Consider the following 14,267-nt stretch of genomic DNA (forward strand, 5'->3'; position numbering starts at 1 on the left):
ACGTGAGAAAAAGCTCTTTTTCTGCTATGCTGAGAAAGAGCTTTTTTTTTGTGGGAAAGGGGAAGAAACGCGTGAACGAACATGAGGATTGGGTGGAGCGAGAGCAGAGTTTGGAAGCTATTCGCCATAAGCTGTCTCTGCTGCCCGACAAGCCAGGCTGTTATATTATGAAAAACCGCGAGGGCACTATTATTTACGTGGGCAAGGCCAAAGTATTGAAAAATCGTGTACGCTCCTATTTCACGGGCAGCCATACGGCGAAGACACAGAGACTCGTCAGTGAAATTCGCGACTTTGAATATATTATTACCTCCAGCAATATGGAGGCTTTGATACTGGAATGCAATCTCATTAAGCAGCATCATCCAAGGTACAATGTATTGCTGAAGGATGATAAGACGTTTCCCTACATTAAAATCACGCACGAAGAGCAGCCGCGTCTGGAAGTCACGCGGCGGGTGTTCAAGGATAAGGGGAAATACTTCGGCCCTTATCCGAATGCCTTCGCGGCGCAGCAGACGAAGAAGCTGCTGGACCGGCTTTATCCGCTCCGCAAGTGCAGGACGCTGCCCGACAAAGTATGCCTATACTATCATATCGGGCAGTGTCTGGCGCCTTGCGAATACGATATATCCGCTGAGACGAACGAGCGGATGGTGCAGGAGATCACCCGTTTCCTGAACGGGGGACACGACGAAATTAAAGATGAGCTGACGGCGAAGATGCATGCCGCAGCAGAGGAACTGAACTTCGAGCGCGCGAAAGAGCTGCGCGATCATATTATGAACATCGACGCCGTGATGGAGAAGCAGAAAATTACGACGAAGGATGCGGTGGATCGAGATGTGTTTGGCTATGCGGTCGATAAGGGCTGGATGGCTGTGCATATTCAGTATATGCGGCAAGGTAAGCTCATTGAGCGGCACGTCTCGCTATTTCCTTATTACGGAGATGAGTACAATGATTTCATCACCTACGTGACCCAGGTATACAGCGACAATCCTGCGCTGCCGAAGGAAATCTTCCTGCCTGGTTTCCCGGATTCGGAAACGGTGACAGCGAGCGCTGATGAGGCTCACACAGCGAGTTCGGACAGCTTGGGAAGTGACGGAGTTGCAGTGCTAAACGAGCTGCCAGCATCGGAGGGTGCGGCTCATAACGAAGCAGAAGAGAAGGATGTCCGTGAAGCGCTGGAGTCATGGTTGAAGGTTAAGGTGCATTTCCCGCAGCGTGGCTTGAAAAAGCAGATGGTCGATATGGCCAAGGACAATGCGCGCAATGCGCTGGAGGAGAAGTTCCGTTTGGTAGAACGCGATGAGCGACGGACGATCAAAGCGGTTGAAAATCTCGGCGAGTGGTTGGGAACCGGAACAATCCGCCGCATCGAGGCGTTCGATAACTCGAATATCCAAGGGACGAATCCCGTATCGGCGATGGTTGTCTTCGTGGACGGAAAGCCGGATCGGAAGGAGTACCGCAAATATAAAGTCAAAACGGTACAAGGGCCGGATGATTACGAAACGATGCGCGAGGTTGTCAGGCGCAGGTACGAACGTGTGCTGAAGGATAATCTGACCATGCCAGACCTGATCGTCGTCGACGGCGGCAAAGGGCAAATTTCCGCAGCGATTGATGTGCTTGAGAATGAATTAGGGCTGTTCATTCCGATATGCGGACTGGTGAAGGACGCCAAGCATAAGACCGCGCAGCTGATGATCGGCGATCCGGCAGAAGTTGTTCCTTTGCCGCGAGACTCGCAGGAATTTTATTTGCTGCAGCGCATCCAAGACGAAGTACACCGATTTGCCATTACGTTTCACAGGGAAACGAGGGCCAAATCGATGGTCGCTTCCCAGTTGGATGCTATTCCAGGCATAGGCGAGAAGCGGAGGAAAGCCCTGCTGAAGCATTTCGGCTCGGTTCGCAAAATAAAAGAGGCCGAAGTCGCTGACTTCAAGCCTCTAGGTATTGGTGAAAAGCTGGCAAGCGAGATTCTCAAAGCGCTTCAAGGCGAGGCGGCGGCTCCCCAGGAGTAAGGGGATCCCGCCTTTTTCCATGCAGCCAAGCGAGCACCCATCCGATGAGTGCAGGCAGCAAGATGTAGAAGATGCCAGCAAGCACGTCACTGGTATGCCCAAGCGAGAAGAGCGACATGCCCATGAGAATGCTGTCCATGCAGGCATGTGCAAAAACAGCCGTCATAAAGCCATATTTTAAGAACACATAACCAAGAATAATGCCGATGATGGTAACTTCGACCAATCTCGTATACACGGGATAAATCGGGTACTGCGTATGGCTGGCCGCCCAAATGATGCTTGGCACGAGGATGGCAATGAAGTTAGAACGAAATAATTTCTTGAAAATCATAATGCCAAGCAAACGGTACGTGGCTTCCTCTGAAATAGCGGCGACCCACGCCATCAGCGGGAACAGCCGAGGTTCCAGCATATTCAGCACAGAGTCTGAGGGATCGTTCACCGCCCATACGTCGAAGCTGACCTCACCTGTATAGAAAAGCACTTGTTGGATGCCTAAAATAAAGAGAGCAAGCAAATACCCGCGTCCCATGCCGTGGAAAACTTCCTTGCCAAACCGACGTTCACGCCAGGATGGCCAAGGCCGAGTGCCGAGTGCCTCCCACAAACCGTTGCCAGCCGTTAAGGCGAGATAGAGCGAAACGCCCAGCAGCATCGTAACCACATTCATGAATAAGGTAGCAGCAAGTGTTGCGATTCCGCTATTCGCGGTTCCGGCCATCGCCTTAAATGCAGGGTACATATTGATATTATTGATCACATAGATGGTGATAAAAATTAAGGTCAGCAGCAAACCGCGCCGGAAGTTGATTTGTTTGCGGTATTTGATTGCGTATACGACGGCTGCTATGGACATGAGCAAGGTGAATCCCATGGAAACCCAGGTCATGATCGAAGCGGAGCGGTCTTGCTGGTCCAACCAAGCTTGATGTGAATCTGGCACGCTGAAAAGGGTGGTATATCCGATCAACGCGTTGTCATCGAAATCCATGCGCAGCCGCAATTTGGCTTCGCCGATAGGCTCCGTTTGTTTCTCGTAGAACAGCGTCGTTCCTTTCTCCACCTCACCTACGGGCTTCTCAATGGCTGTAAAATCATCCGGATTCAGTCCTTGGCTCCGCATTTCCTGTTTAGCCAGAATGTCAGCTTTCTGCTTGCTCATGGCAGAACCCGCAGCCGCGATTTCTGTCCAGCCTGTGATACTTGCGTTTGTGTAATTCACTTCAACTTCATATTGCTTTTTCGTTGCTGGATCTAAAAGGCTGACCTGATAATAATCAATGGGAAAGCGTTCTCCGTACTGCTTCTCGTAAGATTCGGATAAATGCTCTTTCTGCAAGTAACCGCTTCTTACTTTTTTGGATTGGTAGACCACGAAAGTTTTCGCGCCGTGAACCCCATATCTTTCGCTTATAAAGTGTTCAGCGCTTTCAGCCGCTTGCTGCTTGGTTATCGCTGGATTTTCTGCAGGAGCAGGTTCCTCCTTTTGCAGTCCATATAGCGCGTTCACACCCACATACAGGGCAATTCCGATGCAAGCAAGTAAAAGCAAAGCCCGGTTCAATTTCGGTTGGAGCATAGATCAGTCCCCTTAGCGTTATTCATGAAAATAGTTACTTTAAAGTTATCATAGTTTACATAGAAAACCAATTTAGTTAAAATCACTCGAAAACCGTGGAAAATGAGCGATTTCGATGGGTATCTCCATCACCAGCTTACGAGAAGCGATAGAATTATCAAAAAACACACTCAAATCCTCTAAAACGAGCTTTGTATGTGGATGCAAACAGATATATAATTCATATCAATTGAATAAAAAGCCGAATTTCTTTTTGAAAACGGGGGAACCATGTAAGTGGGGTGAATTTTGCTTCAGGCTATAAGGTCTGGCAAATAGGGTGGTCCGCGCATCCGAATCCGTCAGCTAACCTCGCAGGCTTTACGTCAGGAACCATAACCTACAAGGCATTGGATTTCCAGTGTCTTTTTTTGCATGCACAGGGGGCAATATGAAGAAAAAAGTGAACATTTGGCAGCTTACTCCGCCGCAAATTCTCGTATTAGGTTTTGCTGCCATTATTTTTATTGGAGCGGGTCTTTTGACGCTTCCTTTTGCCTCGGCAACGGGAGAATCATTGCGATTCATCGATGCGCTGTTTACCGCCACTTCGGCAACATGTGTAACAGGACTCGTCGTCGTGGATACGGGAAGCGCCTACACGATGTTTGGGCAAATTGTTATTGTGAGTTTGATTCAAGTCGGCGGGCTGGGCTTTATGACGATGTCTACCTTAATCGCGTTTGCGTTTCGCAAAAAGATTACGCTCAAAGAACGGCTTGTGCTGCAAGAAGCCTTCAATCACGGCAGCATGGAAGGCATTGTCAGGCTTATCCGCAAAGTGATTATTTACTCGCTGAGTATTGAAGCCATTGCTGCAGTTGTTTTTACAATTCGCTGGACCTTCGACCTGGGATTTAGCAAAGCGCTTTATTTCGGGATATGGCATGCGATCTCGATGTTCAATAATGCCGGCTTTGATTTATTCGGTACGGTTGACGCGCCTTTCGTCTCCTTTACTGGTTACGCGAATGATTTTGTAGTTAATTTTGTCGCGATGGCCTTAATTGTACTTGGAGGTATTGGTTTTATCGTCATGTCCGATCTGATGGATTTCCGCAAAACGAAAAAACTGTCGCTGCATGCCAAAGTTGTGCTTAGCATGACTGGATTTCTCATCGTGTTCGGAGCCATCGTCATTTTCATATTCGAATTTACGAATGTGAAAACACTAGGTTCGCTGCACATGGGCGGTAAAGTACTGGCGTCCTTCTTCCAATCCGTAGCTCCTCGGACTGCTGGCCCGAATACCATTGATATTGGCGCCATGCGGCAAGCTTCTCAATTCTTCATCGTTATCCTTATGTTTATCGGGGCTTCCCCAGGCTCAACCGGGGGCGGTATTAAAACGACGACGTTCACGATTCTCATCAGCGCCATCGTTACGATGGTCCGCGGCAAAGAGGATATTGTCATTTTCCGTTTCCGACTGGCAAAGGATCGCATTCTTAAAGCGATTACATTAACGATGATCGCTCTCTTCCTTGTCATCTTCGTCACGATGCTGCTATCCACAACGGAAGATGCGCATTTGCTTAAAATATTGTTTGAAGTCACTTCAGCTTTCGGAACAGTCGGAATGACCATGGGGCTTACACCGGAACTGACGGCCTTCGGCAAAATCATGATTAGTTTAACGATGTTTGCCGGACGTCTGGGTCCGATTACGCTCGCGTACGCGCTGCAGCCGAAGCAAGAGAAAGAATTATATAGATACCCAGAGGGTAAAATCACCATTGGATAGGGGATAAAGAAAGATGAAGAGTCAATATGCGGTGATTGGATTGGGACGTTTCGGCGCCAGTATTTCTAGGGAGCTTATAAACCTGGGTCATGAGGTACTGGGCATTGACAAGGACGAGGAAGCAGTAGATGAACTGAGCTCTGAGCTTACGCATGCTGTTGTAGCGGATTCTACGGATGAAGATGTGCTCAAGTCTTTAGGGCTTCGCAATTTTGATTGTGCGGTTGTCGCGATTGGCGATGATATTCAATCCAGTATTTTGACAGCGATTGTATTGAAAGATATGGGCGTTAAAAAGGTTGTGGCCAAAGCCCTGTCTGAACTGCACGGGAAAGTGCTGAATAAAATTGGGGTAGATCGCGTGATCTATCCGGAGCGGGATATGGGCATTCGCGTGGCGCATCAGCTTGTGTCGCCGAATTTGCTCGACTATATCGAACTATCCAAGGACTATACGATTGCAGAGCTTTCCGTTCCGAAACGGATCTGCGGATTAACAGTCCGAGAACTGGATCCGCGGGCGAAATATGGCTGCAGCATTGTAGCGATTAACAAGAAAACGGGCGTTATCATCGCTCCGACGGCGACGGATGTGGTTAATGAGCAGGATATTATGGTCATCATTGGTACGAATGATCAAATTGAAGAGTTTGAAAGTGAAGTTATCGGTTAATGGAAAATGCGACATCTGTCCTCATTGATCATGTCATTATTTTGCTCGTACTCATTTTCGGGTTAGGCATGCTGTTTGGGAAAATGGCTCAGTGGCTGCGACTGCCGGATGTTGCGCTATTTTTAGTTGCCGGTATGATTGTCGGTCAGGGGTTTCATTGGATTGATGAATCCAGTACTTCCTTTACGAATCAATTTATTCTGGTCATAGGATCTGCACTTATATTATTTGATGGCGGCCGGAATATTAAGCTTTCGGGACTTCGCAAAGTGTGGATAACGGTGAGCTTACTCAGTATCCCGGGTGTACTTGTAACTTGCGGAGCTGTAGCCATTACGGCGCATATGCTTCTGGATCTTCCATGGCTCTATGCGTTGCTGCTGGGCGCCATTATCAGTTCAACCGATCCTGCTACGCTGATTCCCGTGTTTAAGCAGGTGCGAATCCGCACCAAAGTAAGGGAAACGGTTGAAAGCGAGTCGGCATTCAATGATGCGACAGGCTCGATTCTTACATTCTCTTTGCTTGCTATTATTATGGGAACCCAAGCTGTATCCGTGTCCTCCGGTGTCGGCGAGTTCGTGAAAACAGCGCTGGGCGGACTCGTAGTTGGCGGTGGTATTGGACTTATTATGTCCTATCTGACAGCGCATATGAAGCTGGGCTTTCTTCGAGATTACGCAACCATCGCTATGGTAGTAACCTCTTTGGGCGCGTACATGGCCGCGGAGGCGATAGGCGTCAGCGGATTAATGGCAACATTCACAGCGGGGCTCATCTGGGGAAATGCAGAGACCTTTAAGCTGAATATGAATGATAAACGGCGTGAAATGGAGCACTTTTCCGAAAATATTACGGTTATCATGCGCATGCTGATTTTCATTCTCCTTGGCAGCCAGGTTAATTTCCCACTTATTCTTGCGCATTTCTGGACAAGCCTTGGGGTTATCTTCGTCTTTATGTTCATAGCTCGTCCGTTGACCGTGCTGCTCTGTACGCTGCCTGACCGGAAAGCGAAGTGGACATGGAAGGAAATCATATTCATGTTCTGGGTACGGGAAACGGGCGTGATTCCCGCGGCTTTATGCGGGATGGTGGCGGGTCTGGGGATCAAGCATAGCGATTTGATCGCGAGCGTAACGTTCATGGCTGTGCTGATTACGATTCTATTTCAGGCAAGCACCACGGCTTATGCAGCTCGCAAGCTTGGCTTGGAGGTCAAACCGGGGGAGGAAGAACCGATCTAGGGCTCACTCTAATCTCATAGGAAGCAACGTTATGTAAGCAAAGATTTTACTTTAATAACGTTGCTTTTTGTTGTACATTTAGCTAAGATTTCAACTTGTTGATCTTGTAACTTTTATAGTATATTATGTCTAGGAAAAAACATTTTTCGACATTCAATCACATCATGACTACTATCAGCGAAAGCTGACCTAACGATTTCCTTGTCATTTCCTAACAAGAGGACTTCGCAGATGAGGTGGGCTCAGCCAATGTATAAGGTATTACTTATAGAAGATGATGCCATGATTGGCGACATGGTTTCAATGTACTTAGGTGAAGAAGGCTTTCAAGTCGTTCGATATGAGAATGGTACGGAGGGATTTCGGGCTGTCCAGCAGTTCAGCCCTGATATCCTTTTGCTAGATCTGATGCTGCCTGATATGGACGGGCTTGAGTTGTGTCAGCAAGTTCGGGAAACGTCGAAAATACCGATTATGATCGTTTCGATGAAAAACAAGGTGGTTGAACGCGTCCATGCGCTTTCCGTAGGCGCTGATGATTATATGTGCAAACCCTTTAGCATGCATGAAATGAGTGCCAGGGTGCACGCCTTGATTCGTCGTTCTAAGCTATACCAGACCAAACGGCCGACGGCAGTACCCCACACCGGATCAGGTGTGCTGCTTATCGACCGCGAAGATTGTGTGGTTCATCTGGATCAAGATACCCGTTCAATGTGGGTGCATGGCGATTTAGTTGAAACCACGTACTCTGAATTTGAGATTATGAAATGCTTTGTGAAGCACCCGGGCAGAGTATTTAGCCGTGAAGATTTGTTGCAGATGGTCCGCGGGTTTGACTCCTTCGTAACCGACCGGGCGATAGACGTGCACATCGCTAATTTACGTAAAAAAATCGAAGACAATCCTAAGGAGCCTAAGCGAATCCGCACGGTATGGGGTGTCGGGTATAAATTTGTGCTTTGAATATTTTTTTGACGAATAGCTCAACTTGTTGCGATCTCTTGAAATTAGGAGCGCAGCGGTTAGAGCTTATTTGTTTTCCGCGAAATAGGTGGTAGCTTGAGCAACAAACTGCATGATAGGCGCGTTGTCTGCAGTGCTTTCGGCATAAATCAGGGATGTGGTTCGTTTCGTCTGTTCAAGTTCAACCAAGTCCCGAAGAATCAATTCATTATTCCGGATCAAGTCCTCACGCAGGTAGGATTTCGGAAGCAAAGTCGCTGTTTTGCAAGTGGAAACAAGCCGGATAATCGCTTCGAAAGAATCGATTTCCATTTGAACATTAGGAATAATAGAGAAGCGGTGAAACAACTCATCCATCAGGATGCGATACCACGTGCCTTTGGAGAAAAGGATCATCGGCAAGTCATTCAAATCGCTTACGGCAATGCGCGGCCGATCGATATAGGCATGCCCTAGCGGCAGAACCAGGCACAGATGGTCATCAAACAGCGGCTTGCAGATCAGCCCCGAGGCGTTGATTTGGGAAGCGACAATTCCGATATCTACCTTCTTTTCTTTAACCATGGTGACAACTTCATGAGTTTTGCCTGTCAGCAGCTTGATCTCGGTTAGCGGATATTCGCTTAAATAATCGGTGATTAAGTCCGGAAGCGTTGCTTGCAGTGTGGTCAGACTGGCGCCAATCGTCATGGAGATATGGTGGCCTGCCGTTTTGTAGGTTTGGATGGCTTGCATGAACTTGCGATCCAGATGACGCAGCTCCAGGGCATGGTCATAGCAAATTTGCCCGACTTTCGTCAGTTCCAGGCGCTTGCCTTTGCGGATAAATAGCTCAACGCCCAGTTCTTCCTCTAATTTCATGATTTTGCGCGAAAGGGCGGGCTGTGACAAATTTAAGATTTGTGACGCTTTATTCAAGCTTGCCTGTTCGACAACAACAGCGAATACATCGAAAAGCTCCATGTGCCCATTCAGCTCCTAAACGAGATGCATATGTGTATTTGTTATAAGTGTATATAAATAATCAGCACTTCCATTATAAGCGTGAAAGGAGTAGGATGGTAGATGTGACATTATTGTTCACATTTTTGTGTCAATCTTGAATAATTCCTGACTCATTTGGCAAAATAGGCTTGGATGATTCTGGGTTGACGCTCGTTTGCGGCGAGAGTACAATGGTAGGTGGCTTGTCTGGAAATGTCGGAAATTATTTAGGGGGGAATTGGTTCAATGACGGGCAATTCGTATTACTTTCGAAAGATCCACTCTTTGCTTGGTGTTATTCCAGTGGGTTTCTTTCTCATCGAGCATGTGCTCACGAACTATGAAGCTACAAAAGGGCATGCTGCTTTTATAGAGCAACTTAATTGGCTGAACGGGCTGCCGTTGCTTCCGTTTCTTGAATTCTTCGGAATCTGGCTTCCGCTTCTTTATCATGCCGTTTATGGTTTGTATGTGGCGTATCAAGCTCGCAATAACGTCAGCAGCTACGGTTACTTCCGTAATCAAATGTTCTTGCTGCAGCGCGTCACAGGCGTAATTACATTCCTTTTCGTGGCATGGCACTTCTTTCAAACCAAGTTTTTATTGGTCATCGGAGCTGTAGAGCATGAACAGTTAGGCATAACCATGCATGATATCGCAACGAATCCGATTTATTTCACGGTTTATCTGATTGGTTCCGTTTCTGCGGCATTCCACTTCTGTAACGGAATGTGGTCCTTCCTCGTAAGCTGGGGTATCACAGTTGGACCGCGCGCACAACGCTTTTCATCTTACATTTGGATGGCTCTATTCATTGTAATGGCAGTCATGTTTATTATGTCTTTGACAGCATTTACGGATTCTCAATTTCAGCAGCTTCCTGCAGAAGCGCATACCGGTCATTAAGGGAGGGTGAACGAAAGTGGCAAATTCTAAAATTATCGTCGTCGGCGGAGGCCTTGCGGGACTCATGGCGACCATTAAAGCAGCGGAAGCCGGAGTTCACGTGCAATTGTTCTCCTTGGTTCCGGTAAAGCGATCTCACTCCGTATGTGCTCAAGGCGGCATCAACGGTGCGGTTAATACAAAAGGTGAAGGTGACTCCACATGGGAGCACTTTGATGATACAGTTTATGGCGGAGATTTCTTGGCGAATCAACCGCCGGTTAAGGCGCTTTGCGATGCGGCTCCAGGCATTATTCACTTGATGGACCGTATGGGCGTTATGTTTAACCGTACGCCGGAAGGTTTGCTTGATTTCCGTCGTTTCGGCGGAACGAAATATCACCGTACGGCGTTCGCGGGAGCGACGACCGGACAACAATTGCTGTATGCGCTCGATGAGCAAGTACGCCGCTGGGAAACCGCTGGTCTCGTCACGAAGTTCGAGCACTGGGAATTCCTGGGCGCTGTCATCGATGACGATGGTGTGTGCCGCGGTATCGCCGCGCAAGATCTGCGCAGCATGGAAGTTCAAACATTCCCGGCTGACGCGGTTATTCTGGCGACTGGCGGCCCTGGTATCATCTTCGGTAAGACTACGAACTCCGTCATCAACACGGGGACGGCTGCAAGTGCGGTTTATCAGCAAGGCGTGAAATATGCGAACGGTGAAATGATTCAAATTCACCCGACGGCGATTCCTGGAGACGACAAGCTTCGCTTGATGTCCGAGTCGGCGCGCGGTGAGGGCGGACGGATCTGGACGTACAAAGACGGCAAGCCTTGGTACTTCCTTGAAGAGAAATATCCGGCTTACGGAAACTTGGTTCCGCGTGATATTGCGACGCGTGAGATCTTCTCTGTTTGCGTGGATCAGAAGCTCGGCATTAACGGCGAGAACATGGTTTACCTGGATCTTTCCCATAAAGACCCGAAAGAGTTGGACGTGAAACTTGGCGGTATCATGGAGATTTACGAGAAATTCATGGGCGACGACCCGCGTAAAATTCCAATGAAGATTTTCCCTGCGGTTCACTATTCCATGGGCGGCATGTGGGTAGATTACAATATGATGACGAATGTTCCTGGCTTGTTTGCTGCCGGCGAGTGCGAGTATCAACATCACGGCGCGAACCGTTTGGGCGCGAACTCACTTGTATCCGCGATCTATGACGGAATGGTTTCCGGTCCTAAAGCGGTCGAGTATATCCGCGGACTTACGAAACATGCCGATGACACGTCTTCCGCGATTTATGACCGCGAGAAGAAACGCCATACCGACCGTTATGAGAGCTTGCTCAAAATGAACAGCGGTACGGAAAATGCGTACGTGCTTCACAAAGAGCTTGGCGATATGATGAATGCGACGATGACGGTTGTTCGTCATAACGATCGTCTCCAAGAAACAATCAATACCATCAAAGATTTGAAAGAACGATATGCGAATATCAATATCACGGATACGGCTCGCTGGAACAATCAAGGGGTTGCCTTTACGCGCCAACTGTGGAACATGTTCGAGCTTGCAGAAGCGATGACTGTCGGCGCATTGCTGCGTAACGAGAGTCGTGGAGCGCACTACAAGCCGGAATTCCCAGAACGCGACGATGAGAACTTCATGAAGACAACCATTGCGGATTGGACGCCGGATGGTCCGAAAATTAGCTATGAAGACATCGATGTATCCTTGATCAAGCCACGGAAACGTGATTACTCCACGGATAAGAAAAAGGGAGGGAATTAATCATGGCAGAGACACAATCCGCGCAAAAAACAGTGAAGTTTATTGTGACTCGTCAAGAGAGTCCTGAATCCAAACCTTATACCGAAGAGTTTGAAGTTCCGTACCGTCCGAATATGAACGTCATCAGCGCGCTGATGGAAGTTCAACGGAATCCGAAAAATGCCAAAGGTGACAAAACGACGCCTGTATGTTGGGAATCCAACTGTCTGGAAGAAGTTTGCGGCGCCTGCTCCATGGTCATTAACGGAAAACCGCGTCAAGCCTGCTCGGCGCTCGTAGACAAGTTGGAACAGCCGGTTCGCGTTGCTCCAATGAATACGTTCCCTGTTATGCGTGACCTTGTTATCGACCGTGGACGCATGTTCAATGCGCTCAAGAAAGTAAAAGCATGGGTTCCTATCGACGGCACTTACGATCTTGGACCTGGTCCTCGTATGGCTGAGTCGAAACGCCAATGGGCCTATGAATTGTCCAAATGTATGACTTGCGGCGTTTGCTTGGAAGCATGCCCGAACGTGAATGATAAGAACTCCTTTATCGGTCCTTCGGCGCTTTCCCAAGTTCGTTTGTTTAACGCGCACCCAACGGGTGAAATGAACAAAGACGAACGTTTGGACGCCCTGATGACGGATGGCGGTATCGAAGGCTGCGGGAACTCGCAGAACTGTGTGCGTTCTTGTCCGAAAGGCATTCCGCTCACAACTTCTATCGCAGCGTTGAATGGTGATACGACGAAGCATTTGTTCAAAAAATGGTTAGGCGTGTAAGTGAAAAAAATATAGCCCGATACCCTGTGAAAGCTCCAGGGTGTCGGGCTTTTTTAATGGAGCAGGTTCATGGATGCAGGCTCGGGCGGCGAATCGAGGCTCTTGCCGAACATGAAATAAGGGGGTTAGGGATTCTGATCTAGCTTTGCAAAAGCTTCTGACTCAATTGCAACAAACGGAATTGCAAGGGGGGTTAGGAGAGGCACTTCGGCAATATAGTTATCACCATGCGGGGATGGTGAAGACGGGGCTGATGTCAATAAGGCCTCTTGAATAGGGCTTTTATCTAACAAGTGAATGTGAAAGTGAACGGAAAACATCGAGAACGCCTCCATTCAGGTTGTTATATGTTATATATTATTACATAATATATTGTTTTGACAATACATTATTTGTTTATGTTAGATATAATAACATAAAACTTGCTTGAAACTATGAAAAATACAATTCTACAAATTGGTTTTCGAAAACAGTTGTAGGTGATGCGGGCTAATTAATAAGAAGGTGATGAAGATTACTCATCACCTTCTTTGGCATGAATCGCGGATAATAATTTCTGGTTCAACAAGAACAGATGAGGATTCAATCTGATTGTTGATCAAATCGAAGAGCATGTGTGCGGCGAATAGCCCGATTTTCTCATGGTCTTGACGTATCGTGGTAAGTGGAGGATTTGTGTATTTGCAGGCATCGATGTCATCGCAACCGATGATTGCCATGTCACCTGGTACGGACAGGTTATGCTCATAAAGCGCGCGCATGGCACCGATGGCTAGCAGGTCGGATGCGGCAAAAATTGCAGATGGCAGCTTGTCCTGCTCGAGCATCATCTTCATCAATTGATAGCCGGTATTCTCGAAAAAATCCGTGCCGTTGATGATCCATTCCTGATTAATCGGCAGGCCGAAGCTAGTTAGAGCCTGCTTGAATGATTCTTCGCGAATTCTCGAAATTTCTGATTTGAAGGAAGAGCCGATAAATCCGATATCCCGATAACCATTTAAGTAAAAGTGCTCGACTACTTTCAAAGAGACCTTGGTATTGTCGGTCATAATGTGGCCTGAGTTTCTGCCTTTCAGGTTAAGGTCGATGCCGATGCAGGGAATATCACTTTGATCCAGCTCATGAATGGCGTGCTCGATATCGTCGCCAGCGAAAATCACGCATCCATCCACATTAAAATAACGGCAGCGGGACAGGTAATCCTTCTCTGCGTGGTGGAACTGCTTTTCGTTGGAGAAGAATAGAAGGTCAAATCCGTACAAGCCGATTCGTTTCTTAAACATGTTAAGAACATGGAGGAAGAATTGATGGTTCATCTCAATATTGAACTCGCCAGCGAAAATGACCCCGATCAAGTTAGAACGGCCCTTATTCGAGGTATGAGTAGAGCTGAACGTGGGGGAGTAGCCCTGCTGTTCCATGATTCCAAGCACTTTTTTTCTCGTTTCTTCACCCACATCGCTATAGTTGTTCAAGATTTTGGAAACAGTTGAAACTGATACTCCGGCCATTTCGGCAATGGTTTTTATTTTTATCTTCT

At 47.7% G+C, this 14,267-nt stretch carries 11 protein-coding genes and 1 riboswitch; of the genes, 8 read left to right on the forward strand and 3 right to left on the reverse strand.

The genetic code is table 11. The features are described 5' to 3' along the window. The first annotated feature begins 26 nt into the window (after positions 1 to 26). Complete coding sequence (uvrC, locus tag ABRS97_RS16330) at positions 27 to 2,036, forward strand: excinuclease ABC subunit UvrC (protein ID WP_367815598.1); 2,010 nt, start codon at positions 27 to 29, stop codon at positions 2,034 to 2,036. Here the strand turns inward: uvrC and ABRS97_RS16335 are convergent. Next, on the reverse strand, positions 1,996 to 3,618 hold the full coding sequence (locus tag ABRS97_RS16335; RefSeq protein WP_367815600.1) for a CPBP family intramembrane glutamic endopeptidase: 1,623 nt from the start codon (positions 3,616 to 3,618) through the stop codon (positions 1,996 to 1,998). The genes uvrC and ABRS97_RS16335 overlap by 41 nt on opposite strands. A gap of 229 nt (positions 3,619 to 3,847) precedes the next feature. Further along, positions 3,848 to 3,993, forward strand: a riboswitch (cyclic di-AMP (ydaO/yuaA leader). 55 nt (positions 3,994 to 4,048) lie between these two features. Here ABRS97_RS16335 and ABRS97_RS16340 point away from each other — a divergent pair. The 4 genes from ABRS97_RS16340 to ABRS97_RS16355 all read left to right on the forward strand — a co-directional run bounded on the left by ABRS97_RS16340 (position 4,049) and on the right by ABRS97_RS16355 (position 8,287). After that, positions 4,049 to 5,401 carry a TrkH family potassium uptake protein gene (locus ABRS97_RS16340; protein WP_367815602.1) on the forward strand — a complete coding sequence of 451 codons (1,353 nt, stop codon included), beginning with the start codon at positions 4,049 to 4,051 and terminating at the stop codon, positions 5,399 to 5,401. Positions 5,402 to 5,414: 13 nt separating this feature from the next. Continuing rightward, positions 5,415 to 6,074, forward strand: coding sequence for a potassium channel family protein (locus tag ABRS97_RS16345; protein ID WP_367815604.1), 660 nt, complete (start codon positions 5,415 to 5,417; stop codon positions 6,072 to 6,074). Next, on the forward strand, positions 6,074 to 7,321 hold the full coding sequence (locus tag ABRS97_RS16350; RefSeq protein ID WP_367815606.1) for a cation:proton antiporter: 1,248 nt from the start codon (positions 6,074 to 6,076) through the stop codon (positions 7,319 to 7,321). Before ABRS97_RS16345 ends, ABRS97_RS16350 begins: the two co-directional genes overlap by 1 nt. A gap of 249 nt (positions 7,322 to 7,570) precedes the next feature. Beyond that, positions 7,571 to 8,287 (forward strand): response regulator transcription factor, encoded by a 717-nt coding sequence (locus ABRS97_RS16355; RefSeq protein ID WP_367815607.1) that lies wholly within the window; start codon positions 7,571 to 7,573, stop codon positions 8,285 to 8,287. A gap of 66 nt (positions 8,288 to 8,353) precedes the next feature. Here ABRS97_RS16355 and ABRS97_RS16360 read toward each other — a convergent pair whose 3' ends face one another. Further along, on the reverse strand, positions 8,354 to 9,250 hold the full coding sequence (locus ABRS97_RS16360) for a LysR family transcriptional regulator (RefSeq protein WP_367815608.1): 897 nt from the start codon (positions 9,248 to 9,250) through the stop codon (positions 8,354 to 8,356). A gap of 267 nt (positions 9,251 to 9,517) precedes the next feature. Between ABRS97_RS16360 and ABRS97_RS16365 the strand changes: the two genes are divergently transcribed. The 3 genes from ABRS97_RS16365 to sdhB are packed head-to-tail and all read left to right on the forward strand — an operon-like array spanning position 9,518 to position 12,724. Continuing rightward, positions 9,518 to 10,177, forward strand: a complete 660-nt coding sequence (locus ABRS97_RS16365) for a succinate dehydrogenase cytochrome b558 subunit (RefSeq protein ID WP_367815609.1) — start codon at positions 9,518 to 9,520, stop codon at positions 10,175 to 10,177. A 16-nt stretch (positions 10,178 to 10,193) separates the two neighbouring features. Further along, positions 10,194 to 11,957, forward strand: coding sequence for a succinate dehydrogenase flavoprotein subunit (gene sdhA, locus ABRS97_RS16370; RefSeq protein WP_367815610.1), 1,764 nt, complete (start codon positions 10,194 to 10,196; stop codon positions 11,955 to 11,957). Between the two features lie 2 nt (positions 11,958 to 11,959). Further along, complete coding sequence (gene sdhB, locus ABRS97_RS16375; RefSeq protein ID WP_367815611.1) at positions 11,960 to 12,724, forward strand: succinate dehydrogenase iron-sulfur subunit; 765 nt, start codon at positions 11,960 to 11,962, stop codon at positions 12,722 to 12,724. A 521-nt stretch (positions 12,725 to 13,245) separates the two neighbouring features. Here sdhB and ABRS97_RS16380 read toward each other — a convergent pair. After that, positions 13,246 to 14,262 carry a LacI family DNA-binding transcriptional regulator gene (locus ABRS97_RS16380; RefSeq protein WP_367815668.1) on the reverse strand — a complete coding sequence of 339 codons (1,017 nt, stop codon included), beginning with the start codon at positions 14,260 to 14,262 and terminating at the stop codon, positions 13,246 to 13,248. Between the last annotated feature and the right edge of the window lie 5 nt (positions 14,263 to 14,267).

Origin of the sequence: Paenibacillus tabacirhizosphaerae, assembly GCF_040812395.1 — a bacterium.
GTDB lineage: Bacteria > Bacillota > Bacilli > Paenibacillales > NBRC-103111 > Paenibacillus_E.